Origin of the sequence: Mixta tenebrionis (assembly GCF_006517625.1) — a bacterium.
GTDB lineage: Bacteria > Pseudomonadota > Gammaproteobacteria > Enterobacterales > Enterobacteriaceae > Mixta > Mixta tenebrionis.
This window is the reverse complement of the sequence record NZ_VHQI01000002.1, coordinates 357202-383658: the sequence shown is the minus strand read 5'-3', so window position 1 is coordinate 383658 and position 26457 is coordinate 357202. Positions and strand designations below refer to the sequence as shown.

Here is a 26457-nt window from a genome sequence, read left to right as displayed (position 1 = left end):
TAAAAAAAATTCGGTTTTACCACCCTTCAGATCAACGTTTGCCAATCAGCCGATCATTATGATGCCGCGCACGCTCACGAAAGCGGCCATTTTTTACCCTTTACCTGTTCAACTCTTTCACTTTTTCTTTTACGCAGAGGACATATGCACAACCACAAGCTGGCAAATCCCGGCCCTCTTGGCCTGATGGGATTCGGGATGACCACCGTCCTGCTGAACCTGCATAATGCAGGCTTCTTCCCGCTTACCTCCGTCATTATCAGCATGGGCATCTTTTTTGGCGGCCTGGCGCAGATCCTGGCCGGGCTGCTGGAATATAAAAAAGGCAACACCTTCGGCCTGACCGCCTTTACCTCCTACGGCTGCTTCTGGCTGAGCCTGGTAGGTATTCTGCTGCTGCCGGGCATGGGGCTGGCAGAGCCGACCGACGCCGTCTTCCTCGGCGTTTATCTGGCGCTGTGGGGCGTGTTTACGCTGTTCATGTTCTTCGGAACCCTGCGGGCCAACCGGGCGCTGCAGTTTGTTTTCGCCAGCCTGACGCTGCTGTTCGCGCTGCTGGCGATCGGCAATATTAGCGGTAGTAAAGCGCTGCTGACCTTTGCCGGCTATGAAGGCATCCTCTGCGGCGCCAGCGCGATTTACCTGGCGATGGCGGAAGTGATTAATGAGCAGCTGGGCCGTCAGGCGCTGCCCATCGGCGAAGTTAAAGGCTGATTTAGCGCCCTGCCCTGAACGGCAGGGCTTTTTTTTAGCCGCAGATATCGGCGCGCGCGGCAGCCGGCGCGCTATTGCTGTCGCGCTTCAGCCAGAGACCCAGCAGCAATCCCATCAGGCAGAGCGCCAGTACATAGTAAGCGGGCGCCAGCGGCGTAAGCGCCATCAGCAGCGTGACGCATATCGGCGTCAGGCCGCCGAAAACGGCGTAGGCGATATTATAAGAAAAAGAGATGCCGCTAAAACGCACCGCAGGCGGAAAGGATCTCACCATAATACAGGGCACGATGCCCACCACGCCGACGCTGAAACCTGCCAGCCCATAGCCGAAAAACAGCGTTTCCGGGTGACTGCCGATCCGGTAGTAGAACAGCCAGCTGCACACGGCCAGCAGCAGGCTGCCGGTAATCAATGTCCGGCCGGCTCCCCAACGATCTGCCGCCTGTCCGGCGCAGATACAGCCGATTAGCAGCATAACGGTAGCGATGCTGTTGGCCTGCAGCGACAGCGCAGGCGCGATGCCGTACTGTTTTTGCAGCCAGGTCGGCGTCATCAGAATCACCACCACAATACCGGCGGAAAGCAGCCAGGTCAGCAGCATGGAAACCACCACCGCCCGCCGGTGATGCTGTAACACGTTACCCAGCGGCAGCGTTGCCGAGAGCGCCTTACGCGCCTGCATCTGCTGAAATACCGGCGTCTCTTCCAGCCAGCGTCGCAGGTACATCGCCAGCAGGCCGAAAGCGCCGCCCAGCAAAAAAGGAATGCGCCAGCCGACGGCGGCAACCGTCTCTGGCGATAGCAGGGAGTTGATCAGCGTGGCGATCAGCGAACCCAGCAGGATGCCAGCGGTCAGCCCGGCAGTAAGCGTGCCGCAGGCGATGCCGATGCGCTTTTCCGGCACGTGCTCGGCGACAAAAACCCAGGCTCCCGGCACCTCGCCGCCGATAGCCGCCCCCTGCAACATGCGCATCAGCAATAACAGCAGCGGCGCCGCAATGCCGATAGCGTGATAGTCGGGCAATAAACCTATCGCCAGCGTCGGCAGCGCCATCAGCAGAATACTCAGGCTGAACATCTTTTTACGCCCTACCCGATCGCCGAAATGGGCCATAATCACGCCGCCCAGCGGACGCGCCAGATAGCCCGCGGCAAAGATGCCGAAGGTTTGCAGCTGGCGCAGCCATTCAGGAATGTCGGCGGGAAAGAAGCGTTCGCCAATCAGCGCGGCAAAGAAAACAAAAATAATAAAGTCGTAGAATTCCAGCGCGCCGCCAAGCGCGGCCAGCGATAGCGTTTTGTAATCCTGCCGGTTAAGCCGGCGCGAGTGAGGGTGATCCAGCATAAGATGCGCTTCCTGAGAAAAAGTTAACGTTTCGCTGTAAAGCAACAGTTACTATAACGTAAACTTTTCTCTCCACACCAGTCAGGCTGGATCTTATACCTGATAAAGCCGATCTTCAGCCGTTTGTATCACGGCGAGCGCTTTTTGGACGAAAAGCTGCTACGACATGCGGGTGCGTTTCAACGTAGGGCCCTTCGAGCAGCTGAATGCAGTAAGGCACGCTGGCGAAAATGCCGTGCACCAACACTTTCCCCTGCTCATCTTTCAGCCCTTCCAGCGTCTCTTTAATCGATTTCGGCTGGCCCGGCAGGTTAAGAATCAGCGACTGCTTGCGGATAACGCCGGTCTGCCGCGATAGCAGCGCGGTCGGCACAAAGTGCAGGCTAATCTGGCGCATCTGCTCGCCATAGCCGGGCATCACCCGATCGGCTACCGCCAGCGTGGCGTCGGGCGTAACGTCGCGCCGCGCCGGGCCGGTTCCGCCGGTGGTCAGCACCAGATGGCAGAAACGCTCATCCACCAGCTCGCAAATCGCCTGTTCGATAAGCGGCTGCTCATCCGGCACCAGGCGGGTTTCAATGGTAAAAGGCGTCGCCAGCGCGGCGGCAAGCCAGCTTTCCAGCGCGGGAATGCCCTGATCCTGGTAAATGCCGTTGGCGGCGCGATCGGAAACGGAAATAAGACCAATGCGTAACGTATTCATATGATTATTCATAACGGGTAGTGCTGCGAAGCGAGCAGTCGGGTTGCAGGAATGGCGGCAAGGATACTACAGGGTGAGAAAGGATGCCTAACGCATCCTGCCGCAGCCGTGACCCGGCTGCGGCAAATCAAGCTTACAGCAGATCGGCAATCATTTTTTCCAGCTTGCCCTGGTCAACCGCAAAGTTGCGGATGCCCTGCGCCAGCTTATCAACCGCCATCGGATCCTGATTGTGCTGCCAGAGGAACTCAGCTTCGGTCATTTTCGCCGGACGCGCTTTCACTTCGCCGCTAAAGGAGAGTTTCCGCTCCACGCTGCCTTCGCTTTCCGCCAGCTCTTTCAGCAGGCCCGGAGAGATCGTCAGGCGATCGCAGCCGGCCAGCTCAAGGATTTCGCCAACGTTACGGAAGCTGGCGCCCATCACCACGGTTTCGTAACCGTGCTGTTTGTAGTATTGGTAGATTTCGCTGACGGAAACCACGCCCGGATCTTCATGCGGCGCATACTCTTTCTTGTCGGTATTGGCTTTATACCAGTCGAGGATACGGCCCACGAACGGCGAGATCAGATAGACGCCCGCTTCAGCGCAGGCGCGCGCCTGAGCGAAGGAGAACAGCAGCGTCAGGTTACAGTTGATACCCTCTTTTTCCAGCTGCTCGGCAGCACGAATCCCCTGCCAGGTGGAAGCCAGCTTGATCAGAATACGATCGTTGCTGATGCCTGCATCGTTGTAGAGTTTAATCAGGCTGCGCGCTTTCGCGATGCTCGCTTCAGTGTCGTAAGAGAGACGGGCGTCAACTTCAGTAGAGATACGTCCAGGGATCAGCTTGAGGATTTCCAGGCCGATATTCACCGCCAGCTTGTCGGAAGCGTACTGAATCTGCTCTTCTTTATTGCTGCTCTGCTGGCGCGCCCAGCTAACGGCCTCGTCAATCAGTTTACGGTATTCAGGAATCTGGGCGGCGTTAAGAATCAGAGAAGGGTTGGTGGTGGCATCCTGCGGCTGGTAAAGCTTCATTGCTGCGATATCACCGGTATCAGCAACAACGGTAGTGAGCTGACGTAAAGAAGTAAGTTTGTCCGTCATAGTTTGTTCTCTTGAAATGTCACTGTCGGGGGGAAAAGTCTGTTGCGATAATATCATGCACAATCCGGCGCGCAATGCGCTGATGGTGCGAATCCCGCAGGCCGCACCGATAGCAACGATTTGCCGCATCCGGCGCTTTTTTTGTTAAAATCCGCGCAAATAACTGGAAAAAGTTAACAGAACCTGCGGGTTACGCTAAGGAACTATCAATGTTAATGGTCATTTCCCCGGCCAAAACGCTGGACTACGCTACGCCGCCGGCGACAGATCGCTATACACAGCCCGCACTGTTGGAAAAATCACAGCAGCTGATTGAGGTAGCCCGCCAGCTTACGCCGGCAGCCATCGCCTCGCTGATGCATATCAGCGATAAGCTGGCGTTGTTAAATGCCGGACGCTTTAATGACTGGCACCCCGATTTCACCCCGCAGAATGCGCGCCAGGCGATTCTCGCCTTTAAGGGCGATGTCTACACCGGCCTGAGCGCAGAAGATTTTAGCGAGGCGGATTTCGACTTCGCCCAGCAGCACTTACGTATGCTGTCGGGCCTGTATGGCGTGCTGCGGCCGCTCGACCTGATGCAGCCCTACCGCCTGGAGATGGGGACGAAACTGCCCAATCCACGCGGCAACGATCTCTACAGCTTCTGGGGCGATACGCTGACGCAGGCGCTGAATCAGGCGCTGGCGGCCCAGGGAGACGAGCTGCTGATCAACCTCGCCTCGGATGAATATTTTAAGGCGGTGCAGCCGCGCAATATTCACGGACGCATCGTTAAGCCCGTGTTCCTCGATGAGAAAAACGGCAGGTTTAAGGTGATTAGCTTCTATGCCAAAAAGGCGCGCGGCCTGATGTGCCGCTATATCATCAAAAACCGCCTGACCGACGCGGCCCAGCTGACCGCTTTCGATCTGGACGGCTACTTTTTCGATGAAGCCGACAGCCGCGGCGATGAGCTGGTATTTAAGCGTTACCAGCAGCCGTAAACCGCAGCAGCTCACGGCCTGAAAGCGGCACGCTTAGCGCCGGGCGAAACGGGAAGCCGGGCGCCGTGCAGCGCGCCCGCTTTGCCAGACGTCGAACCTTCACAGCTGCGTTAAGAACGCGCGCAGTTGGGCAAAGTCAGGCTTCATCTGATGCGACAGCAGCGGCAGCTCGGCGCGCGCCGCCAGCTCGGCGGGCAGCGGCAGCGTCTGTTGCAGTATCTCTTCCACGCTCTCTTTAAACTTCGCCGGATGCGCGGTGCCGAGAAACAGACCGAACTCGCCCGGCTGTAGCTGGTCGCGCAGCATGCGCCAGGCGATGGCGGCGTGCGGCTCAGAGATGTAGCCCAGCTGCGCCAGCTCGCGCATCGCCGCGCGGGTGGTCTCATCATCCACCGCGCCGAAGCCCAGATCGCTCAGACGCCAGGTTTTACGGCGGAACAGCTCTTCCACACGCGGCCAGTTATTAGGCTGGCTGACATCCATCGCATTAGAGAGCGTGGCGACGGTAATATTCGGCTGCCAGGCGCCGCTGGCGAGAAAACGCGGCACGGTATCGTTACTGTTAGTCGCGGCGATAAAGCGTTTTACCGGCAGCCCCAGCGATTTCGCCAGCAGGCCCGCGGTGAGATCGCCGAAATTGCCGCTCGGCACCGAAACCACCAGCTGGTTGCGTTTTTCCTGCGGCAGCTGCGCCACCGCTTCAAAGTAGTAACAGATCTGCGCCAGCAGGCGGCTGATATTGATCGAGTTCGCCGAGTTCAGGCCGATCGCCTGCTTCAGCGCCTCATCGTCAAACGCCTGCTTCACCAGCGCCTGGCAGGCGTCGAAATCGCCCTCAATGGCGATGGTGTGGATATTGCCGCCCAGGGTGCAGAACAGCTTCTCCTGCAGCGGGCTGATTTTGCCCTGCGGATAGAGGATCACCACGCGCACGTTTTCCATGCCGTAAAACGCATGGGCTACCGCGGCGCCGGTATCGCCGGAGGTGGCGGTCAGGATGGTGATCTGCTCGTCGGCGCCGCTGATATAAGAGAGCATCTGCGCCATAAAGCGGCCGCCGAAATCTTTAAACGCCAGCGTCGGGCCGTGAAACAGCTCCAGGCAGGCGATATCGTCGGTCACCTGCGCCAGCGGCGCCGGAAAAGCGAAGGCCGCCTTAACGCGCTGCGCCAGCTGATGCGCGGCGATTTCATCGCCGATATAAGCGGAAAGAATTTTGCTGCTGCGGGTGACGAAATCCATCTCCAGCATGGCGTCGATTTCGGTCAGCTCGAACTCCGGCAGCTCCAGCGGGAAGAAGAGCCCCTGCTGCTTACCCAGCCCCTGCTTTACCGCCTGCGCAAAGCTTACCTGCTCGTTGTGATCCTTTAAATTATAGAGTTTCATGCGTTATCCCAGTTTTCGTGCGCCAGCCGTATCGGCACGGCAAATATGAACAAAGCCTTCCTCATTTTGCAGATAGTTCTGCTGCAGCCAGTGCGCCATGCGCTGCGCCGTCTCAGGGCGATCGCAAACGGCAAACAGCGTCGGGCCGGAGCCGGAAATGCCGCAGGCCAGCGCGCCGATCTCCTGCGCCGCCTGACGCGCCGCGGCAAAGCCCGGCAGCAGCTTAGCGCGGTAAGGCTCGGCAATTACGTCGCGCATCAGCTTTGCCGCCAGCTGCGGCTGCGCGGTATGGCAGGCGTGAATAAAGCCCGCCAGATAGCGCCCGTGCTTAATACAATCCTCTTTGCGATACTGCGCGGGCAAAATCGCCCTGGCTTCGGCGGTGGAAACCTTAATGCCGGGATAGGCCATCACCCACAGCCACTCATCAAAACCGGGCACCGCCTGGCTGATAATGCCGTTCTCTTCCAGCATCAGCTGCATGCCGCCAAGGAAACAGGGGGCTACGTTATCGTAATGGACGCTGCCGGAGATGCGCCCTTCCAGCTCGCCCATTAGCGTCAGCAGCTGCGTATCATCCAGCGGCCGATCGCAAAACTCATTCATCGCCATCAGGCCCGCCACCACCGAACAGGCGCTGGAGCCGAGGCCGGAACCGATCGGCATATTTTTTTCCAGCGTCATGCGTACCGGCACGGTTTTGCCGATAGCTTCGCAGAAGCGCGCCCAGCACTGGTAAACGATATTTTCCTGCGGATTAGCGGGCAGCTTGCTGACAAAGCGCCCCTGATTCACCAGGCTGAAAGAATCTGCCGCCTCAACGCTGACGCAGTCGCCCAGCAGCGAGCCATCTACCGGCGAAACCGCCGCGCCCAGCACGTCGAAGCCGACGCTGACGTTGCCGATTGAGGCGGGCGCATAAATTTTTACCATTTTCACACTCCTAACTTCCATGACAGCGTGCGTAACAGGTCGGCAAAGACCCCGGCGGCGGTTACATCGTTGCCCGCGCCGTAGCCGCGCAGCACCAGCGGAATCGGCTGATAGTAGCGGCTGTAAAACGCCAGCGCGTTTTCGCCATTTTTTACTTTATACAGCGGATCGTTGCCGTCTACCGCATCGATCTTCACGCGGCAGCGCCCGCCCTCTTCGATCGCGCCGACAAAGCGCAGCACCTTAGCGTCATCACGCGCCGCCGCCACGCGTTGGGCAAAGACGGCATCCAGCTCTGGCAGGCGTTGCATAAAGGTATCGACATCGGGAATAGCGGTAAATTCTTGCGGCAGCATCGCTTCGATTTCAATATCGCTCAGCTCCAGCTCATAGCCCGCCTCACGCGCCAGAATCAGCAGCTTGCGCGCCACATCCATACCGGAGAGATCGTCGCGCGGATCGGGTTCGGTAAAGCCCATTTCGCGCGCCAGTCGGGTCGCTTCCGAAAGCGACATGCCTTCATCCAGCTTGCCGAAAATAAACGAGAGCGAGCCGGAAAGTATGCCGGAGAAGCTGATCAGCTCATCGCCCGCGTTGAGCAGGTTTTGCAGGTTTTCAATCACCGGCAGCCCGGCGCCGACGTTGGTATCGTAGAGGAACTTACGGCGTGATTTCGCCGCCGCGCTGCGCAGCTGCTGATAATATTGCCAGCAGGAGGTGTTCGCCTTTTTATTCGGCGTTACCACATGGAAACCTTCAGCCAGGAAATCAACATAGCGATCGGCAACCGTCTGGCTGGAAGTACAGTCGACGATCACCGGGTTCAGCAGGTGATACTCCTTAACCAGCCGCGTCAGGCGGCTATGATCGAAAGGCTCATTGGCTTCCTGCAATGCGCTTTGCCAGCAGCTGAGATCGATGCCGTGCACGTTAGTCACCAGCGCCTTCGAGTTGGCAATACCGCAGACGCGCAGATCGATATGTTTGTTCTTCAGCCATACCTGCTGGCGATGCAGCTGCTCCAGCAGCGCGCCGCCGACGCCGCCGACGCCGACGACAAAGACTTCGATCACCTGGTCGGTATTGAACAGCATCTGATGCACGACGCGCACCGCGGTGGTCACCTCATCGTTATTCACCACCACCGAAATTGAGCGTTCGGAAGAGCCCTGGGCGATAGCGACGATATTGATATTGGCGCGCGCCAGCGCCGCAAAGAATTTGGCGGAGATGCCGCGCTGGGTGCGCATGTTATCGCCGACCACGGAAACGATCGCCAGCTGCTCCATAACGTCCAGCGGCTCCAGCAGGCCGTTTTTCAGCTCCAGACTGAACTCCTCCTCCAGCACCCGGCGCGCGCGCGCCTGCTCGATCTGCGGCACGCAGAAGCTGATGCTGTATTCGGAAGAGGATTGGGTAATCAGCACTACGGAGATGCCGGTACGCGACATCGCGGCAAAAACGCGCGCCGCCATGCCGATCATCCCCTTCATGCCCGGCCCGGAGACGTTGAACATCGCCATATTATTCAGGTTGGTGATGCCTTTTACCGGATTAGCGTCATCGTTACTGTTGCCGCCAATCAGCGTGCCGGGCGCCTGGGGATTGGCGGTATTTTTAATCAGGCAAGGGATCTGGAACTGGGCGATAGGGGCGATAGTGCGGGGATGCAGAACCTTAGCGCCGAAATAGGAAAGCTCCATCGCTTCCTGGTAGGACATCGATTTCAGCAGGCGCGCATCCGGCACCTGACGCGGATCGCAGGTATAAACGCCGTCAACGTCGGTCCAGATTTCGCAGCAGTCGGCGCGCAGGCAGGCCGCCAGCACCGCCGCCGAATAGTCGGAGCCGTTACGTCCCAGCACCACCAGCTCGCCGCGCTCGTTGCCGGCGGTAAAGCCCGCCATCAGAATGATATTTTGCGCCGGGATCTGGCTGGCGGCGATGCGGCGCGTAGACTCGGCGATATCTACGGTGGATTCCAGATAGTGGCCGTGCGCCAGCAGCATGCTGACCGGATCGATGACGCTGACGCGGTGCCCGCGCGCCTGCAGCAGCGCTTCCATTATGGCGATGGAGAGCTTTTCACCGCGGCAGATGATCGCGGCGTTGACGCTATCGGGGCACTGCCCCAGCAGAGCAATGCCGTGCAGCGTTTGCTTCAGCTGCGCGAACTCTTTATCCACCAGCGCCTGTAGCCGCTGCCAGGCGAAGCCCGGCTGCGCCGCCTGCAGCCCGCTCAGCAGAGCGGCGAAAATCTGTTCGGCGTCGCTGATATTCGGCGTGGCATCCTGTCCGCTGATGGTTTTCTCAATCATCGCAACCAGGTGGTTGGTAATTTTAGCGGGCGCGGACAGTACGGTCGCTACCTGTCCCTGCTGCGCATTGCTTTCCAGAATGTCGGCAACCCGCAGAAAACGTTCCGCATTCGCCACTGAGGTTCCGCCGAATTTCAGCACTCGCATCGTTAAAGATCTCCTGAATTTAAGCCGAAAAAAAAGCCCGCACCTGGTTGGGTGCGGGCTTTTTCTCTTTTTTCCTGTATGCGTCAGCCCGCACCGTTACCTGTGGTAATGGTGGTAGTAATAGTGGTGGTGTTCAGGCTGTTTGTACGCATGTGATTTTTGTCTGTCTGTTTTGTCTCTGTCTGCTTTTCAGAAGTAAAGCAATCGCCGGGTGAAGTCAATGGATTTATCGGCGGCGCGCGTCAAAGCCTGCGGCAATCCAGCGGCTAAACCCGCGCTTCCTTTAGTTAAAAATACCGGGATCACCCATAAAACCAGCTCTTCAAACCGATATTAACGCCAACAACAAATTATTACGCTAAAGTTTTTTTTCAATATCGTGTAATAGCCGATGCAACATCGCGTTATCGCGCTGTTGCAGCAGGCCGATACGCTGCTGAAGCCAGTCGGCAAGCTTTGCGTCATCAGCCACGTTTAGCCGGGCAAGCAGCGACATCAGGCGCTGGCGCAGCGCGCTCAGCTGCTGGCTATCCGCCTGCTCGCTCACCGTCGGCGCCACCTGCATAAGCGAGGATAGCTGGTAGCAGTAGACCATGACCGCCTGCCCCAGGTTAAGCGAGGGATAATCATTCGCCATAGGGATGCCGGTCAGCAAATCGACCTGCGCCAGCTCCTCGTTGGTCAGGCCGCTATCTTCGCGTCCGAATACCAGCGCCATGCTGCTCACCCACTGCTGCTTCTCGCGCAGGATATTCTCCACCTGCTGCGGCGTGGCGTAGTAGCGAAACTTAGCCCGGCTGCGGGCGGTAGTGGCGACCGAAAAATCGATATCCTCCAGCGCGGCGGCAAGAGACGGGTAATGCTGAATGTTATCAACAATCTCGCCGGCGCCATGCGCCACAACGCGCGTCGCCGGCAGCCGCCAGGCATCGCTTTGTACAATACGCAGTTCGCTAAACCCCATTGTTTTCATCGCTCGTGCCGCAGCGCCAATATTTTCCGCACGGGCAGGAGAGACAAGAATAAGTGGAAAACGCATAAAAACCCTGAATGTTATCTTAACCTGAGCGCACACTCTGACACGAGGGCATGTTAAATAACAGCATTACAAATTTAACAATTGCATAACCATGCGCTATGCGACAACAATTTTTGTATTTAACGCCTTTAAACTATTTAACCTGACAGAACATTAATAACATATAAATATCATAAATAAGCCCTTATAAATCAAAATTGTATTTTATTAATTAACTGAGTAAACTTTCGCGCAATAGCAGGAGGTCAAGTCCTGATAACTGTGAGCTAAGCTGGCATTCTGATGAGCATTTTTCACAAAAGTGTTAACGTGCTACACTTGATTTGATATAAGTCAACGAAGCGTTGTTTTAGTGCTTATCGGTTGTACTCTATGCTGTTATGTTGCTGTTAATACAGCTAGGATAGCGGCCATTTGGCACTGCCGGGGCATGCAGGATTCATCCTTATGGCTGAGCTGACAATGTTGTTGACGTTGATGGACGGTGCATCAAGAACATAATTCTGTACTCAGTTAACCCGCGATCATTTTCCGGCGTTAACGGCAGTACACCCTGTTTCCGATTTTGTTGGCAAATTTTAGGTAGCGAACTCATGCAGATCCCGCATATTCTTATCGTTGAAGATGAATTAGTCACGCGTAACACTCTGAAAAGCATTTTCGAAGCCGAAGGCTACGAAGTGTTTGAAGCGACGGATGGCGCAGAGATGCATCAGGTATTGACCGATAATGATATTAATCTGGTAATCATGGATATTAATCTACCGGGTAAAAATGGTCTGTTACTGGCGCGTGAACTACGTGAACAAGCGAACGTCGCACTGATGTTTTTGACCGGCCGCGATAATGAAGTTGATAAAATCCTTGGCCTGGAAATCGGCGCGGATGATTACATCACCAAGCCGTTTAACCCGCGTGAATTAACCATTCGCGCCCGCAATCTGCTTTCCCGTACCATGAACCTTTCCGCTACCAGCGAAGAGCGTAAACAGGTTGAGAGCTATAAATTTAACGGCTGGGAGCTGGATATCAACAGCCGCTCGCTGATTAGCCCCAACGGCGAACAGTATAAGCTGCCGCGTAGTGAATTCCGCGCCATGCTGCACTTCTGTGAAAACCCAGGCAAAATTCAAACCCGTGCCGATCTGCTGAAGAAAATGACCGGGCGCGAATTGAAGCCGCACGATCGTACAGTCGACGTAACTATCCGCCGTATCCGTAAGCACTTTGAGTCCACCCCGGACACGCCGGAAATCATCGCCACCATCCATGGCGAAGGCTACCGCTTCTGCGGCGATCTGCAGGAATAATGAGAAACAAACGGCGAGATTTCTCGCCGTTTTGCTGTCAGCGCTAGCGCTGCCACGGCATAATCGGCACGGCGCTCAGGGCGTTTTTCGGCGAGCCTTCCACCACTTTGTCTGAATAAGAAAGATAGATCAGCGCGTTGCGCTTCGCATCGAAAAAGCGAACCACCTGTAGCTTCTTAAACAGCAGCGAAGTACGCTGACGGAAAACCGTTTCCCCCTGCGCTTTACCTTTAGCAATACGTTCGCTTAGCGTTATCGGCCCTGTCTGCTGACAGGAGATGGCCGCGTCGGAGGTATCTTCCGCCAGCCCTAAGCCCCCTTTGATGCCCCCCGTTTTCGCCCGGCTGATATAGCAGGTGACATTTTTCACGTCCGGATCGTCAAAGGCTTCTACCACAATTTTATGATCGGGACCGAACATCTTAAACACCGTATCCACCGAACCGATCTCTTCCGCTGCAGCGCCCGCGCTAAAAAAAACCGCCGCCGTAATTATCAGTAATTTCTTAATTATCATATTATTACCATTAAATATTATTAGACTTGCTGGCGAAAACCGCACGCCAGAGATAAGCCGGACTAACATTATGTAGCCCCGTTGCAAGGGTATAGCACAATCCACCAGGTAAAACCTTCGGCGTTTTTTGCGCATTTAGTGCTATGATCGCGCGACTTTGCCTTGCCTGCGCCTATCTAAGTACAAGAGGATGTTTTATGGACCAAGCTGGTATCATTCGCGATTTGCTTGTCTGGCTGGAGAGCCATCTCGATCAGCCGCTGTCACTGGATAACGTGGCGGCCAAAGCGGGCTATTCTAAATGGCATCTGCAAAGAATGTTTAAAGAAGTCACCGGCCATGCCATCGGCGCCTATATTCGCGCCCGGCGCCTGTCGAAAGCCGCGGTCGCGCTGCGCTTAACCAGCCGTCCGATTCTGGATATCGCGTTACAGTATCGTTTTGATTCGCAACAAACCTTTACCCGCGCTTTTAAAAAGCAGTTTAGCCAGACGCCGGCCTGGTATCGTCGCGCTTCGGAATGGAACGCTTACGGCCTGCGTCCGCCAATTCGTCTGGATAACGCGCCGCTGCCGGAAGCGCATTACGTTACGCTGCCGGAAACGCTGCTGGTAGGGCAAACGCAGAGCTATACCTGCACGCTGGAGCAGATCTCGCGCTATCGTGATGAGATGCGCACCCACTTCTGGCAGCAGTTCCTGCTGGAAAACGACACCGTACCGCCGGTGCTGTATGGCCTGCATCAGGTGCGCGCCAGCCAGGAGAAGGATGACGAGCAGGAGATCCTCTATACCACCGCCGTACCTTCCGATCAGCTGGCAAAAACCATGCAGTCGGCGCAGAGCGTACTGCTGGAAGGCGGGGATTATGTCCAGTTCAACTATCAGGGGCCGCGCAGCCAGCTGCAGGATTTTATCCTGATGGTATATGGCACCTGTATGCCGACGCTGCAGCTAACGCGCCGCTATGGTCAGGATATTGAACGTTTTTATACCCACGGCGGCAAGAAACGCGCTGAACCGCCGGCGGAGATCCGCTGCGAGTATTTAATTCCGATCAAACGCGTCGCCGGCTGACGCTCTACGGGCCCGTCCAGCGGGCCCGCAGACTTTACTCAGCGCTGCAGCTCATCCAGCGCGGGCAGATCGAGATGCGAAACATCGCCCGCCGTCTCCACCACCCATCCTTGCGCCAGCCATGCGCTTTGCTGATGATCGACGCGCGACAGCGAGCAGTTGCGCAGCCGCAGGCGCCGTTCAGCGTGAGCCGGCAGGCCCAGCAGGGTGCCAATCAGCACGCCCAGCGCAATACCGTGGCTGACCAGCAGCGGGCGACTGCCGGCAGGCAAATCAAAGCAGGCGTTCAGCGCCTGGCGCATGCGCGCCGCCAGCTCCGCCAGACTCTCCCCTGCGGGAATCCGTCCATCCACCGTGCCGTCCAGCAGCGTGCGGCGCCAGGCCTCCTCCTGCTCGCTGAGCGAATCGATCGGGCGCTGCTCCAGCACGCCCATATTCAGCTCGCGCAGCCGCGCATCCAGCGTAACGCCGCAGCCGCAGGCGTCGGCGATAATTTCCGCCGTGCGCCGCGTGCGTCCTAAGTCGCTGCTGATAACATGCGTGATTCCCAGGCTTCTGGCCCTTTCGCCTACCTGGCGAGCCTGATATTCCCCTTTTTCAGTCAGTGCGCTATCAGACTGCCCCTGAATGCGCCTGGCCGCGTTCCACACCGTTTCCCCGTGGCGAACAAGATAGACCTGTAACATGCTTTTTTTCCGTTATACTGCGTCAAAATTGCGTAGAAGGTTCAAGTAATTATGTACCATGTTGTTGCTGCCACCATTAATCCGGCAAAAATTAGCGCTATTGCCCAGGCTTTTAACGATGTCTTTGGCGAAGGATCCTGCCATATCGAAGGCGTTGAGGTCGACAGCGGCGTAGCCGCACAGCCGCTGACAAATACAGAAACGCGAACTGGCGCACGCCAGCGCGTAATGAACGCCCGCCAGGTGAGGCCGGAGGCCGATTTCTGGGTGGCGATCGAAGCGGGCATCGAAGGCGAAGACGCCTTTGCCTGGATGGTAATTGAAAACCATCAGCAGCGCGGCGAATCCCGCTCCGCCAGCTTTACGCTGCCTGCGCGAATAATGACGGGCATTCATGCCGGACGCGAACTGGGCGAAGAGATGGCGCAGCTCACCGGCATCGATAATATCAAGCACCAGGGCGGCGCGATTGGCGTTTTCACCCGCGGCCTGCTGACGCGCACCAGCGTTTACTATCAGGCGCTGGTGCTGGCGCTCTGCCCGTTTCATAACGCCGTCTATCAGCAGGCGACGCCGCAAGCGCACTAGCCAGAGCTACGGATTGATCGACAGCTCCCCGGCCAGCCAGGCGGTCAGCGCGGGCGGCGCGGCGCGCAGGCTGTTGGAGCCGCGCGTGATAGTGGCGATGCCCACGCCCAGCTCGTTTTTCAGCTCGCGCTGGCTCATTTCGCCGCGCAACAGCTCTTCAATAATGCGCAGGCGCGTGCCGAACGCTTCGCGTTCATCCGGCGTCATCATCAGCTGTAGCAGCGGCAGCTGTAGATCCAACGGAAAAGCGCGTTCCAGCAGGCTGACGAAGCGCAGCCAGTTTTCATCCTGCGGATGTTCCGTTACCGGAGTCGGGGCGTGTGGGGTCATGAAAATCTTCCGTACTCATTGGCGAGTACGGAAGAGTAGCATATTCAATAGCGCCGCCGCCACTCGCTATCAGACAGGATATTATCCGGCTGGTTGAGGAAGTGACGATAATAAGCATCGTAGGCCAGCACGTTTTTCACATAGCCGCGCGTTTCAGAAAACGGGATCGTCTCAATAAACGCCACCGCGTCGAGCTGTCCGTTGCTGATCCGCTGCCAGGTGCGCACCCGGCCCGGCCCGGCATTATAGGCGGCGGAAGCGAAAATCCGGTTGCGATCGAACTGCTGATAAACATACTCCAGGTACTGCGTACCGATCTGAATGTTGGTCTGCGGATCGAGCAGCTGGCTGCTGTTGACGTAGCCCGGAATACTGTACATCTTCACCGTATGGCTGGCGGTGGCAGGCATAATTTGCATCAGCCCGCTGGCGCCCACCGGCGATCGCGCCTTTGGATTCCAGGCGCTCTCCTGACGCGCAATCGCCATCGCGTAGCTGATCGGGATGGCTTTACCCTGAGTATGCTGAATAAACTGCGGCTGCCAGGCGAGCGGGAAGCGTTCTGCCAGATGATTCCACAGCTTGCCCGTAATGGTGGCCTGCACGCTCAGATCCCACCAGCCGTGGTTCAGCGCATAGCGCGCCAGCATCTGCTGCTGAGTCGCGGTTTTACTGGCGACCAGGCGGCTCCATTCGGTACGCGCCAGGTTGTCCATGCCCCAGTACATCAGCTCACGCACGCGGGCGATCTCCGCCCCGTTATCCAGGCTGCTGTCGGGACGCGGCGCCTCATCCACCCGCAGCGGATAGGTCACGCCAAGCCGCTGCGCCGCCACCATCGGATAGAAGCCGCGCTCCTGCATCAGCTTACGCAGGATCTCCTCCGCCTCCTGCTTGCGCCCGCGCTCCAGCAGCAGATCGGCCTGCCAGTACTGCCATTCATCTTTTTCCTTGGCATCGGGATCGAGCCGGGCAATCCAGGTGTTTAAACCGCGCCGATCGTTACTGCTGAGCGCCAGGCGCACGCGGCGTTCAATTAGCGCCGTCGAGCCGCTTTTCATGATAACGCTGTCGCGCCAGCGCGCCTGTTCGCTGGTCGCCTCATTCCCCATCAGGCGCCAGGCGACCGCTTCACGCAGTTCCTGCGTCTCCTGCTCGCTCATCTGCTGCAGGCGCGCCAGCGTCGGGATCATGGCGCGCGCGTTTTCCGCATCGCCACGCGCCACGCGGGCAAAGGCCAGCGAGACGGCCTGACGGGTAAAATCAGTTGGCCCGACGCTGCGGGCAAACGCTTCCAGCGTTCCCGGATTGTTTTGCAGCGCCGTGACCGCATCCGCCATAGTTTTATAATCAGCGGGCAGCTGTTTAGCGAGGAAATTCACCAGGCTGCCGTTGCCGGCCACCATCGCCAGACGAATACGCTCCAGAGTCGTAATCGGCGACTGCTCCCCCGCCGCCTGCCACACGGCAAACAGCTTGTCGCAGCTGGCCGGCAGCGAACTGCCGCGCAGCCAGATTTTTTTCGCCCCTTCCCAGGCTACCTGCTGCTGGCCGGTAGCCCATTTGGCGTAGTACCAGTTACAGCGCGCGGCGACCGGCTGCGGCTCTTCAGGGCTGAACACCAGCAGGCCGCGCCAGTCCTCGCGTCGCGCCAGCTCGTTAACGAAGCGCGCGGCAAGCGAATGTACCGGCGGCAGCGTAGGATAGCGCCTGATAAAATTATTGATGGCCAGGCCGGTTTCCTGATCGAGATGCTCAGAAAGTTCACGGTATTCCAGATAGGGGTAGAGCGGATAATCTTTCAGCGTCGGCATCAGCTGCGCCACCACGTCCATCTGCTTATTATCCCAGGCCTGTTTAATTTGCTGGTAGCGATTGCGCTGTTGGTCCAGCGAATCGGCCATTACGCTGCCGCTAACGGCCAGCAGGCAGACGCCGGCCAGCCAGTATCGCCATCTCTCCTTCCTGTGAGTCACTACTCGCTCTCCTCTCTCTGTTAACCGGTTCGGCGATATGCCAGGCTCCTTTCATGCTAACCAGGCCGCAGGCGTCGTGCCATGTTCTTCACAAAATTTACTTTTTGCAGCGGAAGATTGCGCGGCGATTTGCGGCGGCTGACGCTCTGGATTTTTAGGGTTAACATAGAGGAAACAAATAACCAGAGAACGCGATCATGGAAACCCGGCGCGAAGAGCGGATCGGCAAGCTGGCGCAGGCGCTCAGGCGCATCGATAAAATTCATCTGAAAGAAGCGGCCCGTCTGTTGGGCGTTTCGGAAATGACCATCCGGCGCGACCTCAACGAGCAGGCCTCCTGTCTGGTGCTGCTGGGCGGCTACATCGTCAGCGATCCCAAGAGCGCGCAGGCGCACTATTTTGTCTCCGATCAGCAGTCGCACAACGTTAATAAAAAGCAGCGGCTGGCGAAGCTGGCGGCCAGCCTGATCAACGCCAACGATACCGTTTTTTTTGACTGCGGCACCACCATGCCCTGGGTGATCGATGCGATAGATGAGGAGCTGCCCTTTACCGCGGTCTGTTACGCCATCAATACCTTCCTGGCGTTAAAGGAAAAAAAGCGCTGCCGCGTTATCCTCAGCGGCGGTGAATTTCATCCCGATAATGCGGTTTTCTCGCCGCACGGCAACCTTTCTCTGCTTGATGAGATCTGCCCTACGCTGGCCTTTATTTCAGCGGCCGGGCTCGATGCCGGCCAGGGCGCCACCTGTTACAACTTTAACGAACTGCCGATGAAGCAGCAGGCCATGGCGCGGGCGCAGCGTACCCTGCTGCTGGCGGACAGCAGTAAATATCACAAGGTATTACCGGCGCGGATTGGCGATCTGTCCCGCTTTGATACCATTATCAGCGACGAAGCGCCGTCAGAGCCGCTGGCGACCTGTCTGCGACAGCAGAATATTCCGCTGATGCTGCCGTAAAACGTGGGCGGCGCGCAGCAGCGAAAAGCAAACAATCAGCAGCGTGATGGCTGTGATTAAGCAGGGAAAACCGCTAAACTTGCCGTTCTGAACGGGCGAAGATCTCCCGATTACCATACAGACCATAAGAGGCTCATTTCACGTGGCTCAATTCGTCTACAGTATGCATCGCGTCGGCAAAGTCGTGCCGCCGAAGCGTCACATTCTTAAGAACATCTCCCTTAGCTTCTTCCCCGGCGCCAAAATCGGCGTGCTGGGTTTGAACGGCGCGGGTAAATCCACCCTGCTGCGTATTATGGCGGGCATCGATAAAGATATCGAAGGCGAAGCGCGTCCGCAGCCGGGCATTAAAATCGGCTATCTGCCGCAGGAGCCGCAGCTGAACCCGGAGCACACCGTACGTGAATCGGTGGAAGAGGCGGTTGCTGAAGTGGTCGGCGCGCTGAAGCGTCTGGATGAGGTTTACGCGCTGTATGCCGAACCGGATGCCGATTTCGACAAGCTGGCCGCTGAACAGGGCAAGCTGGAAGAGATTATCCAGGCGCACGACGGACATAATCTCAACGTCCAGCTGGAGCGCGCCGCTGATGCGCTGCGCCTGCCGGACTGGGAGGCGAAAGTCGCCAACCTCTCCGGCGGCGAGCGCCGTCGCGTCGCGCTGTGCCGCCTGCTGCTGGAAAAACCGGACATGCTGCTGCTGGATGAACCGACCAACCACCTGGATGCGGAATCCGTGGCCTGGCTGGAGCGCTTCCTGCACGACTTCGAAGGCACCGTAGTGGCGATTACCCACGACCGTTACTTCCTCGATAACGTCGCCGGCTGGATTCTGGAGCTGGACCGCGGCGAAGGCATTCCGTGGGAGGGCAACTACTCCTCCTGGCTGGAGCAGAAAGATCAGCGCCTGGCGCAGGAGGCTTCTCAGGAAGCGGCGCGTCGTAAATCTATTGAGAAAGAGCTGGAGTGGGTGCGTCAGGGCGCTAAAGGCCGCCAGTCTAAAGGCAAAGCCCGTCTGGCGCGCTTTGAAGAACTGAACAACACCGAATATCAGAAGCGTAACGAAACCAACGAGCTCTTTATTCCACCTGGGCCGCGCCTGGGCGATAAAGTGGTGGAAGTCAGCAACCTGCGTAAGTCTTACGGCGATCGCCTGCTGATCGACGATCTCTCCTTCTCGGTGCCGAAAGGCGCGATTGTCGGCATCATCGGCCCGAACGGCGCGGGTAAATCAACGCTGTTCCGCATGATGTCAGGCCAGGAGCAGCCGGACAGCGGCACCATAACGCTGGGTGAAACCGTGAAGCTGGCATCGGTCGATCAGTTCCGCGACAGCATGGATAATGCCAAAACCGTCTGGGAAGAGGTGTCCGGCGGCCTGGATATCATGAAGATCGGCAATACCGAAATGCCCAGCCGCGCCTACGTTGGCCGCTTTAACTTTAAAGGCGTCGATCAGGGCAAACGCGTCGGCGAGCTCTCCGGCGGCGAACGCGGACGTCTGCATCTGGCGAAACTGCTGCAGGTTGGCGGCAATATGCTGCTGCTCGATGAACCGACCAACGACCTGGATATCGAAACCCTGCGCGCGCTGGAAAACGCCCTGCTGGAGTTCCCAGGCTGCGCGATGGTGATTTCGCATGACCGCTGGTTCCTTGACCGCATCGCTACTCATATCCTCGACTATCAGGATGAGGGCAAGGTGGAGTTCTTCGAAGGCAACTTTACCGAATACGAAGAGTATAAGAAACGCACCCTCGGCGCTGACGCGCTGGAGCCGAAGCGCATCAAATACAAACGTATCGCTAAATAACCGCAAAAGCGGCCTGCGGGCCGCTTTTTTTATTGGTAAAACTCGCGAAACGCCGCGCTTTGCAGGGCGAAATCGATAAAGCGCGCCAGCGCGGGCGAGTTTAACTTACGTCCCGGATAAACCAGCCACAGCTCATTGCCTTCCATTTCCCACTCCGGCAACACCGGCGTCAGCTCACCGCGCGTCAGCGCCTCCCCGGCAAGAAAGCGCGGCAGCAGCGTAACGCCGGCATGATTAAGCGCGCACTCGCGCGCGTAAAGCAGATTATCGGTTAAGTGCGCCGACGGCAACAGCCAGCGGTAATGCTCCGCGCCGCGCCGCAGCAGCCACTCAGCCCAGGCGCGGTGGGCGATACAGCGCTGCTCCGCCAGCTGCCGGGGATGGCTTATCGCCCCGCTCTTCGCCAGGTAGTTCGCGCTCGCCACCAGCAGGCGCTGACAGACGCCGACGCGCCGTCCAATTAGCGACGAATCCTGCGGTTTGCCGGTACGCAGCGCCACATCAAAACCCTCCTGCACCAGATCGCGGATATCATCCGAAACCGACACCTCCAGCGTCACGTCCGGGTAGCGCTGCTGAAACTCAACGTTACAGCGCGCCAGCAGCGTAGCGCCAATGCCGGCGGGGCTGGTAATGCGCAGCCGCCCGCTTGGATTATCGCGCAGGCGTTTGATTGCCAGATCCGCGCGCTCGCTGGCCTGCATCATCTCCTGACAGTGGATCAAATAGCGTTCCCCGGCGAACGTCAGGTTGAGCTGGCGGGTGGTGCGATTAAGCAGGCGCAGCCCCAGCGCCTGCTCAAGCTGACTGATGCGCTGGCTCACGCTCGATTTAGGCAATCCGGCGCGCTGCGCGGCGGCGGTAAAGCTGCCGCTTTCGGCGACCAGCGCAAACAGCGCCATATCGTATAACCGCTTTAATTCCATTGTTCACCTGAGACGAACACTTTGTGAGTTATTGTCCATCTTATCACCGCACCCGCCGCCTTCTACACTTATCCCATTCACTAAGGAGAAATGAGATGACCATGAGAGCCGTTGCCGTCAATCCGCAAAAGCCGGAGCAGTTTATTGAGATTCAGCAAGAGAAACCTACGCCCGGCGAATATGACCTGCTGGTGGAAGTAAAAGCCGTATCGGTAAACCCGGTCGATACCAAAGTTCATAAAGGCGTGCAGAAAAGCGGCCTGCAGCAGCCGCGTATTTTAGGTTGGGACGCCAGCGGCGTGGTGGTGGAAACCGGCAGCAGGGTCACCGGTTTTAAGGCAGGCGATGAGGTTTACTACGCCGGCGATATCACCCGTCCGGGCAGCAACAGCACATTACAACTGGTAGATGCGCGCATCGTCAGTCGTAAACCTGAAAGCCTCGACTTTGGCGCGGCGGCAGCGATTCCGCTAACCGCCCTGACCGCCTGGGAAGGTCTGTTTGAGCGTTTACGCATTACCGAAGCCAGCGAAACGCAAACCCTGTTGATTATCGGCGGCGCGGGCGGCGTTGGTTCACTGGCGATACCCTTAGCCAGGCTGCACAGCAAAGTAAAAGTTATCGCCACCGCATCCCGCCCCGACTCGGCGCAGTGGTGTAAAGATCGCGGCGCGGATCTGGTCATCAACTATAACAACATGCCTGAGGAGCTGGCGCAACACGGTATTCAGCAGGTGGATTACATCTTCTGCCTGAATGATACCGACGGCCACTGGCAGGCTATCGGCAAGCTGATTGCGCCGCAGGGGCAGGTCTGCACCATTGTTGAGAACAGCCGCCCGCTGGACATGGAGCAGTTAAAACTGAAAAGCGCGGCGCTGCACTGGGAATTTATGTTTACCCGCAGCATGTATTCCACGCCGGATATGGCGCGTCAGGGAGAAATTCTGCATGAGGTAGCGCAGCTGCTGGATGCGGGCAAGTTAACCACAACCTTAAATGAAACGCTGAAGGGGCTAAGCGTTGACAGCGTAAAACAGGCGCATGAGAAGGTGCTGGAAGGCCATATGCGCGGCAAGGCCGTGATTGTCTATTAATTCGCTTCAGACGGTAAAACGCCCCGAAATCGGGGCGTTAATAACAACGGGCCATTGCTCTTACGTTAAGCGGCTTTTTTATTTATTCAGTCAGTTTTTATAATTTTATCATCGCCGCCTTCTCCCCCTCTCGCTCAGGCAAAATGGCAGAACAGCACATCAACAGCGAAACGCAACAACCGGACATCAACGGCTACATAACAGACGTTAGCGAAAATGAAGTCCGCAAAAGGCGGTATCAATTAGTCTCAACCCACCTTCCCTGCTCTTAATCGTTTGCTGCCGACGCTTAAAACTCCAACAGATCTTTCGAGATATCGCGTAACCACTTATGTGAAGAGCAGTTATGATAACGCGGGTGCCATGCCTGGATAATCCGCACCTTCGGCAGCTCAAACTGCGGCTTAAAGAACTCCACTTCAAGGTTCATTCTTTGCAGGCCGTCAACCACATACATAGGCACGATGCCCAGGCTGTTAGTCTGGATCACGTTCTCAATCATCGGCAGATATCCGGCGCTGACCCCGTGGATTTTTCTTTTATAGCCACGTTCGCGATACAGGCTTTCCATCTCTTCTTTCAGCTTATTCTTTGAGACGATCAGCATGTACTCTTTCAGCACCTTAAGCGACTTTTCCATCTGCAGCACCGGATGATCTTTCTTGGCGATAAAAACGCAGTCGCTGTGACCGATAGTACGAATTTTCACCTCCGGGCTTAATGTCTTGTCTTCGCCGATATAGAGGTCGATATCTTCACTACGCAGCATGCAGGTAGAGGCGTTGTCATAGTTGAAGTTGAATACGTGGTTGGTGTTTTCCTGGATGCTTTTCTTCATCAGCTTGTAGCTGAGCTTCGACATCAAAATATCGTTGGTAACGATATTGAAAGAGCGCGGCAGCTCGCTACCGTTCATTTCAATGTTTTGATGCAGCACGTTTTGTATATTATCCAGCAGCTCTCTGAGCTGAGGTTTCAGGCGCACGGCTAAGGGGGTTAGCTCAAGGCTCATGCCGGAGCGGACTAAAAGCTGATCCTGAAAAGTATCTCTGATTTTATTCAGAGATTTACTAATGGCGGGCGGCGTGACGTTCAGCTTATCTGCTGTTTTGCTGACGCTTTTTTCATTCAGCAACGTATCGAGTATCGGCAGCAGGTTTAAGTCCATTCTTACCAAATGATTAATATCTTTATACATAATTATTACACTCCCTTGATTCTTTCCGGTTATAGCCTCTCTACGCACCATCAGATGTGTAGGATGATATTGCCTGGAATAATGTATAGATGCCGTTTTGCGCGTATAGCTTCAAAGCCGCTGAAGCAATAGATGCATTAACTCTTTTTGCCTGGGTTAGAGTAAAATCCGTTTACTTTTCTAAAATAGTCAGCCAATTAATCGAAAGTTAACTATATATTCACCACAGTTTAAGTAGTCAAAGGCAGAATAAAAATACACGGCCAAAGATAGTTAATATAGTCCTGACAATATATAAGCTATGTCTCAAGTTAACGTTACTCCGTATTCTCCCTGCTTAAAGAAAAAAGTTAGTCCCGACGACCATAAAATTCAACTTATAAATTAAAGCCGTTAAGATAGCAAAAAAAATAGCCATTTAACGCTTTGATTTATAGTGCTAAAGCTTAAAAATCAATAATTAGCGCTCTTAAGAACCGCGCACCACAGCCTGAAACCGTAAAGCTGTGGCTTGGGTAAATCTGTTTTAATTATTAAAACATTAGGCTGATTCAGTTAGGGTGCATTATCAATGAGAACATTCCGAATCAAAAAAGCAAACTGAAAGTATCAGCATACGCACAGCCTGCCTGATCTATTAGTTACCATTCTCCAGCATATTTCTCACCAGCTCTACGCAGCGCAAAAAGCGCTCATCGTAACTTTCTTCGCTTATATGTTCATATTTAATCTGATTTTCATTCAACATTTTTATCAATAACTCCTGGAACTCTTTTCGATCGCTTGCGCTGCCCAGGCTGCGCAAGCCGTCAGCCACCCACGGTACGTTATTTTCCAGCAGGATGACCAAATCAAAACGGTACTCATCGATCAGCGCCTGCACAAAGGGATGTTCACGACCCTCATATTTTTTGCAAAAAGCCTGAGTAGTAACAAAATCAGTATCGATAAAGGTAACCCTGTTGGCATACTTAACGGCGAAATCGATATACTGCGCGTGGCCCAGCGCAATCTTGTCATAATCGGAGTACTGCAGCGCCATTTCATCGCCGCCAAGGTGCGAAAAGACGTAATCGCGTCCATATTCCCATGCGCTGGAGGTGTTAAAAATATTGGCGAGCTTGTTGACCATGATCGACTTGCCGCTGGATTCGCCCCCCAGGATAGCAACGGTACGCACGAAAAACGGCTTTACCTCAGTAGGAATATACTCCCAGTAGCGAAAAGGATTTTGGCGTATCTGTGCGCCGCTGATATTCATAAAGGAACGCTGAGGATCGATGACCACGGTTTCAATGCCCAGATGCTGACGATACTGCGGCGCATCCATCTCCTCGCTGGTATAAACGCAGCCTGGCTCAATCCCCTTCTCCGCCATAAAGGCGGTAATTCCACGGCTCCAGACATCCCAGCCGTGCGGATAGGGTTCCATTCCCTCTTCATTAAAGGCGTGGATACGAATATTCTTCTGATATTTGAAGGTCTGCAGCAGCCAGCGCAAGCGATCGCTGACGGTCGGCTGCTGCGACATCGCGCTGTTTTCAAACAGCTGCCGATCGCGCGGCTCATCGTGCCCCATAATAATGTGCAGCTCATCAACCTGGCTGCAGGCGCGCTGAATAAGATAAATATGACCGGTGTGCAGAGGATAGAACTTGCCAAACACCACGCCGACGGTTTTTTCCCGGCGTGGAAAAGCCAGTCCGAGAAAGCGATGCAGCGCCTCCAGCTTTTGCGCGCTGGGGCTTTTGATTTTAGCGTTCAGCAGCTGGCTCAGATAACCTTTGGTCATGCCGCTGGCGTCCGCTACCTGCTGTAAGGTATGCCCCTGCTGGCGAATGGCGGTTTTCAGATATTCGAATGATGACATAATGCCTCCTGCAAAAAGGGGTGAGCCCAGGCCCACCCCAACAACAGATTACTTCCCGCGATAAGAAATTATAACTCATCCAGAATCGCCAGTGCGTCGGCCAGCTTTTTCACCGGGTAAACCTGCATATTTTCCGGCATCTTTTTCGGCGCGTTCGCCGCCGGGACAATAGCGCGACGGAAGCCGTGCTTGGAGGCTTCAGAAATACGTTCCTGCCCGCTCGGCACCGGACGAATTTCGCCCGCCAGCCCCACTTCGCCGAAAATCACCAGATCCTGCGGCAGCGGGCGATCGCGCAGGCTGGAAACCATCGCCAGCATCAGCGCCAGATCCGCGCTGGTTTCGGTAACCTTGACCCCGCCAACCACGTTAACGAACACATCCTGATCCGCCATCTGCAGGCCGCCATGACGATGCAGCACCGCCAGCAAAATCGCCAGACGGTTTTGCTCCAGCCCAACCGCGACGCGGCGCGGATTGGCCATCATTGAGTGATCCACCAGCGCCTGAATCTCTACCAGCAGCGGACGAGTGCCCTCCCAGACCACCATCACCGAGCTACCGGCGGTCACCTCATCGCCGCGCGAAAGGAAAATCGCCGACGGGTTGCTGACCTCGCGCATTCCCTGCTCGGTCATGGCGAACACGCCCAGCTCATTTACCGCGCCAAAGCGGTTTTTATGGCTGCGCAGCGTGCGGAAACGGGAATCGGCGTCGCCGTCCAGCAGCACGGAGCAGTCGATGCAGTGCTCCAGCACCTTCGGCCCGGCCAGCGAGCCATCTTTGGTAACGTGGCCGACCATCACGATCGCCACGCCGCGCGTCTTGGCGAAACGCGTCAGATAAGCGGCGGTTTCGCGCACCTGCGCCACGCTGCCCGGCGAAGACTGGATCTCCGCCATATGCATCACCTGGATGGAGTCGATAACCATCAGCTTCGGCTGCTCCTGTTCGGCGATCAGGCAAATCTGTTCGATGCTGGTTTCCGACAGCATATTCAGATCTTCCGTCGGCAGCCCCAAACGGTGCGCGCGCATCGCCACCTGCTGTAGCGATTCTTCGCCGGTGACATACAGCGTTTTCATCTGCGCCGACAGTTTGCACAGGGTTTGCAGCAGCAGGGTACTTTTCCCGGCGCCTGGGCTGCCGCCGATCAGTATGGCGCTGCCCGGCACCACGCCGCCGCCAAGGACGCGGTCAAACTCTTTAAAGCCGGTAGAAAAGCGCGGCAGCGCCTCCAGGCTGATTTCCGACAGCTTCTGCACGCGGCTGGCGCCGGCCGTACCGGCATAGCCGGAGAGGCGTTCATTGCGCGCCGCGGCTGGCGAGGCGGCCAGCCTCACCTCGGTGATGGTGTTCCAGGCGTGGCAGGCGCTGCATTGCCCCTGCCAGCGCGGATAGTCTGCGCCGCATTCATTGCAGACAAAGGCACGTTTTACCGCTTTAGCCAATT

24 protein-coding genes and 1 other annotated feature are annotated in these 26457 nt (G+C 56.5%); of the genes, 8 read left to right on the top strand and 16 right to left on the bottom strand.

Translation table 11 applies throughout. The features are described from left to right. The first annotated feature begins 144 nt into the window (after nt 1-144). The gene (gene satP / locus FKM52_RS04620; RefSeq protein ID WP_141175012.1) at nt 145-714 is read left to right on the top strand and encodes an acetate uptake transporter; all 570 of its coding nucleotides are present in this window, start codon (nt 145-147) and stop codon (nt 712-714) included. A gap of 34 nt (nt 715-748) precedes the next feature. Here the strand turns inward: satP and FKM52_RS04615 are convergent, their stop codons facing one another. The 3 genes from FKM52_RS04615 to tal form a co-directional block, all read right to left on the bottom strand. Then, nucleotides 749-2059: an MFS transporter gene (locus tag FKM52_RS04615; protein ID WP_377092334.1), complete on the bottom strand. Its 1311-nt coding sequence runs from the start codon at nt 2057-2059 to the stop codon at nt 749-751. A 115-nt stretch (nt 2060-2174) separates the two neighbouring features. After that, nucleotides 2175-2762 (bottom strand): molybdopterin adenylyltransferase, encoded by a 588-nt coding sequence (mog, locus tag FKM52_RS04610; protein ID WP_141175011.1) that lies wholly within the window; start codon nt 2760-2762, stop codon nt 2175-2177. A gap of 133 nt (nt 2763-2895) precedes the next feature. Further along, nucleotides 2896-3849 carry a transaldolase gene (gene tal, locus FKM52_RS04605; protein WP_141175010.1) on the bottom strand — a complete coding sequence of 318 codons (954 nt, stop codon included), beginning with the start codon at nt 3847-3849 and terminating at the stop codon, nt 2896-2898. Between the two features lie 209 nt (nt 3850-4058). Here tal and yaaA point away from each other — a divergent pair, with 209 nt between their 5' ends. After that, complete coding sequence (gene yaaA / locus FKM52_RS04600) at nt 4059-4835, top strand: peroxide stress protein YaaA (RefSeq protein WP_141175009.1); 777 nt, start codon at nt 4059-4061, stop codon at nt 4833-4835. A 99-nt stretch (nt 4836-4934) separates the two neighbouring features. On the opposite strand, the gene thrC is transcribed toward yaaA, so the two are convergent. The 5 genes from thrC to FKM52_RS04575 form a co-directional block, all read right to left on the bottom strand. Then, nucleotides 4935-6221: a threonine synthase gene (gene thrC / locus FKM52_RS04595; protein WP_141175008.1), complete on the bottom strand. Its 1287-nt coding sequence runs from the start codon at nt 6219-6221 to the stop codon at nt 4935-4937. A gap of 3 nt (nt 6222-6224) precedes the next feature. Next, on the bottom strand, nt 6225-7154 hold the full coding sequence (gene thrB / locus FKM52_RS04590) for a homoserine kinase (RefSeq protein WP_141175007.1): 930 nt from the start codon (nt 7152-7154) through the stop codon (nt 6225-6227). Between the two features lie 2 nt (nt 7155-7156). Beyond that, nucleotides 7157-9619, bottom strand: a complete 2463-nt coding sequence (gene thrA, locus FKM52_RS04585) for a bifunctional aspartate kinase/homoserine dehydrogenase I (protein ID WP_141175006.1) — start codon at nt 9617-9619, stop codon at nt 7157-7159. 26 nt (nt 9620-9645) lie between these two features. Next, nucleotides 9646-9764 (bottom strand) — a sequence feature (Thr leader region). Continuing rightward, nucleotides 9703-9771: a thr operon leader peptide gene (gene thrL, locus FKM52_RS21795; RefSeq protein WP_208852814.1), complete on the bottom strand. Its 69-nt coding sequence runs from the start codon at nt 9769-9771 to the stop codon at nt 9703-9705. Its footprint overlaps the feature before it by 62 nt. Before the next feature lie 206 nt (nt 9772-9977). Then, a complete protein-coding gene (locus tag FKM52_RS04575; RefSeq protein ID WP_141175004.1) occupies nt 9978-10658 on the bottom strand; it encodes a tRNA/rRNA methyltransferase in 681 nt (226 codons plus the stop codon). 593 nt (nt 10659-11251) lie between these two features. Between FKM52_RS04575 and arcA the strand changes: the two genes are divergently transcribed. Beyond that, complete coding sequence (arcA, locus tag FKM52_RS04570; protein WP_038628413.1) at nt 11252-11968, top strand: two-component system response regulator ArcA; 717 nt, start codon at nt 11252-11254, stop codon at nt 11966-11968. A 43-nt stretch (nt 11969-12011) separates the two neighbouring features. Here arcA and creA read toward each other — a convergent pair whose 3' ends face one another. Then, entirely contained in the window at nt 12012-12485 is a 474-nt protein-coding gene (gene creA, locus FKM52_RS04565; protein WP_141175003.1) for a protein CreA, read from the bottom strand. Nucleotides 12486-12682: 197 nt separating this feature from the next. On the opposite strand from creA, the gene robA reads away from it, so the two are divergent. Next, complete coding sequence (gene robA / locus FKM52_RS04560) at nt 12683-13561, top strand: MDR efflux pump AcrAB transcriptional activator RobA (protein WP_141175002.1); 879 nt, start codon at nt 12683-12685, stop codon at nt 13559-13561. A gap of 38 nt (nt 13562-13599) precedes the next feature. Here robA and gpmB read toward each other — a convergent pair whose 3' ends face one another. After that, nucleotides 13600-14247 carry a 2,3-diphosphoglycerate-dependent phosphoglycerate mutase GpmB gene (gpmB, locus tag FKM52_RS04555; RefSeq protein WP_141175001.1) on the bottom strand — a complete coding sequence of 216 codons (648 nt, stop codon included), beginning with the start codon at nt 14245-14247 and terminating at the stop codon, nt 13600-13602. A gap of 51 nt (nt 14248-14298) precedes the next feature. Between gpmB and yjjX the strand changes: the two genes are divergently transcribed. Continuing rightward, nucleotides 14299-14835, top strand: coding sequence for an inosine/xanthosine triphosphatase (yjjX, locus tag FKM52_RS04550; protein ID WP_141175000.1), 537 nt, complete (start codon nt 14299-14301; stop codon nt 14833-14835). Nucleotides 14836-14841: 6 nt separating this feature from the next. On the opposite strand, the gene trpR is transcribed toward yjjX, so the two are convergent. Both trpR and sltY read right to left on the bottom strand, forming a co-directional pair. Beyond that, complete coding sequence (gene trpR / locus FKM52_RS04545; RefSeq protein WP_141174999.1) at nt 14842-15165, bottom strand: trp operon repressor; 324 nt, start codon at nt 15163-15165, stop codon at nt 14842-14844. Between the two features lie 44 nt (nt 15166-15209). Continuing rightward, nucleotides 15210-17141 carry a murein transglycosylase gene (sltY, locus tag FKM52_RS04540; protein WP_141174998.1) on the bottom strand — a complete coding sequence of 644 codons (1932 nt, stop codon included), beginning with the start codon at nt 17139-17141 and terminating at the stop codon, nt 15210-15212. A gap of 197 nt (nt 17142-17338) precedes the next feature. Here sltY and deoR point away from each other — a divergent pair, with 197 nt between their 5' ends. Together deoR and ettA are read left to right on the top strand one after the other, a co-directional pair. Further along, the gene (gene deoR / locus FKM52_RS04535; protein WP_141174997.1) at nt 17339-18103 is read left to right on the top strand and encodes a DNA-binding transcriptional repressor DeoR; all 765 of its coding nucleotides are present in this window, start codon (nt 17339-17341) and stop codon (nt 18101-18103) included. 142 nt (nt 18104-18245) lie between these two features. Then, the gene (gene ettA, locus FKM52_RS04530) at nt 18246-19913 is read left to right on the top strand and encodes an energy-dependent translational throttle protein EttA (RefSeq protein ID WP_141174996.1); all 1668 of its coding nucleotides are present in this window, start codon (nt 18246-18248) and stop codon (nt 19911-19913) included. A 29-nt stretch (nt 19914-19942) separates the two neighbouring features. On the opposite strand, the gene FKM52_RS04525 is transcribed toward ettA, so the two are convergent. Continuing rightward, entirely contained in the window at nt 19943-20839 is an 897-nt protein-coding gene (locus tag FKM52_RS04525; RefSeq protein ID WP_141174995.1) for a LysR family transcriptional regulator, read from the bottom strand. Between the two features lie 95 nt (nt 20840-20934). On the opposite strand from FKM52_RS04525, the gene FKM52_RS04520 reads away from it, so the two are divergent. Beyond that, a complete protein-coding gene (locus tag FKM52_RS04520) occupies nt 20935-21936 on the top strand; it encodes a zinc-binding alcohol dehydrogenase family protein (protein ID WP_141174994.1) in 1002 nt (333 codons plus the stop codon). Between the two features lie 289 nt (nt 21937-22225). On the opposite strand, the gene FKM52_RS04515 is transcribed toward FKM52_RS04520, so the two are convergent. The 3 genes from FKM52_RS04515 to radA form a co-directional block, all read right to left on the bottom strand. Continuing rightward, nucleotides 22226-23134, bottom strand: a complete 909-nt coding sequence (locus tag FKM52_RS04515) for a LysR family transcriptional regulator (protein ID WP_160250778.1) — start codon at nt 23132-23134, stop codon at nt 22226-22228. A 637-nt stretch (nt 23135-23771) separates the two neighbouring features. Beyond that, nucleotides 23772-25004 (bottom strand): multifunctional transcriptional regulator/nicotinamide-nucleotide adenylyltransferase/ribosylnicotinamide kinase NadR, encoded by a 1233-nt coding sequence (nadR, locus tag FKM52_RS04510; RefSeq protein ID WP_141174992.1) that lies wholly within the window; start codon nt 25002-25004, stop codon nt 23772-23774. A 68-nt stretch (nt 25005-25072) separates the two neighbouring features. Beyond that, nucleotides 25073-26455 (bottom strand): DNA repair protein RadA, encoded by a 1383-nt coding sequence (gene radA, locus FKM52_RS04505; protein ID WP_141174991.1) that lies wholly within the window; start codon nt 26453-26455, stop codon nt 25073-25075. Between the last annotated feature and the right edge of the window lie 2 nt (nt 26456-26457).

Bases quoted from the DNA above. Each gene is read 5' to 3' on its own strand.
- trpR (WP_141174999.1), bottom strand. From the start codon at position 15,165: ATGACCCCACACGCCCCGACTCCGGTAACGGAACATCCGCAGGATGAA.
- arcA (WP_038628413.1), top strand. From the start codon at position 11,252: ATGCAGATCCCGCATATTCTTATCGTTGAAGATGAATTAGTCACGCGT.
- gpmB (WP_141175001.1), bottom strand. From the start codon at position 14,247: ATGTTACAGGTCTATCTTGTTCGCCACGGGGAAACGGTGTGGAACGCG.
- deoR (WP_141174997.1), top strand. From the start codon at position 17,339: ATGGAAACCCGGCGCGAAGAGCGGATCGGCAAGCTGGCGCAGGCGCTC.
- FKM52_RS04525 (WP_141174995.1), bottom strand. From the start codon at position 20,839: ATGGAATTAAAGCGGTTATACGATATGGCGCTGTTTGCGCTGGTCGCC.
- FKM52_RS04575 (WP_141175004.1), bottom strand. From the start codon at position 10,658: ATGCGTTTTCCACTTATTCTTGTCTCTCCTGCCCGTGCGGAAAATATT.
- creA (WP_141175003.1), bottom strand. From the start codon at position 12,485: ATGATAATTAAGAAATTACTGATAATTACGGCGGCGGTTTTTTTTAGC.
- thrC (WP_141175008.1), bottom strand. From the start codon at position 6,221: ATGAAACTCTATAATTTAAAGGATCACAACGAGCAGGTAAGCTTTGCG.
- thrB (WP_141175007.1), bottom strand. From the start codon at position 7,154: ATGGTAAAAATTTATGCGCCCGCCTCAATCGGCAACGTCAGCGTCGGC.
- satP (WP_141175012.1), top strand. From the start codon at position 145: ATGCACAACCACAAGCTGGCAAATCCCGGCCCTCTTGGCCTGATGGGA.
- nadR (WP_141174992.1), bottom strand. From the start codon at position 25,004: ATGTCATCATTCGAATATCTGAAAACCGCCATTCGCCAGCAGGGGCAT.
- FKM52_RS04515 (WP_160250778.1), bottom strand. From the start codon at position 23,134: ATGTATAAAGATATTAATCATTTGGTAAGAATGGACTTAAACCTGCTG.
- tal (WP_141175010.1), bottom strand. From the start codon at position 3,849: ATGACGGACAAACTTACTTCTTTACGTCAGCTCACTACCGTTGTTGCT.
- mog (WP_141175011.1), bottom strand. From the start codon at position 2,762: ATGAATACGTTACGCATTGGTCTTATTTCCGTTTCCGATCGCGCCGCC.
- yjjX (WP_141175000.1), top strand. From the start codon at position 14,299: ATGTACCATGTTGTTGCTGCCACCATTAATCCGGCAAAAATTAGCGCT.
- thrA (WP_141175006.1), bottom strand. From the start codon at position 9,619: ATGCGAGTGCTGAAATTCGGCGGAACCTCAGTGGCGAATGCGGAACGT.
- FKM52_RS04615 (WP_377092334.1), bottom strand. From the start codon at position 2,059: ATGCTGGATCACCCTCACTCGCGCCGGCTTAACCGGCAGGATTACAAA.
- yaaA (WP_141175009.1), top strand. From the start codon at position 4,059: ATGTTAATGGTCATTTCCCCGGCCAAAACGCTGGACTACGCTACGCCG.
- robA (WP_141175002.1), top strand. From the start codon at position 12,683: ATGGACCAAGCTGGTATCATTCGCGATTTGCTTGTCTGGCTGGAGAGC.
- FKM52_RS04520 (WP_141174994.1), top strand. From the start codon at position 20,935: ATGACCATGAGAGCCGTTGCCGTCAATCCGCAAAAGCCGGAGCAGTTT.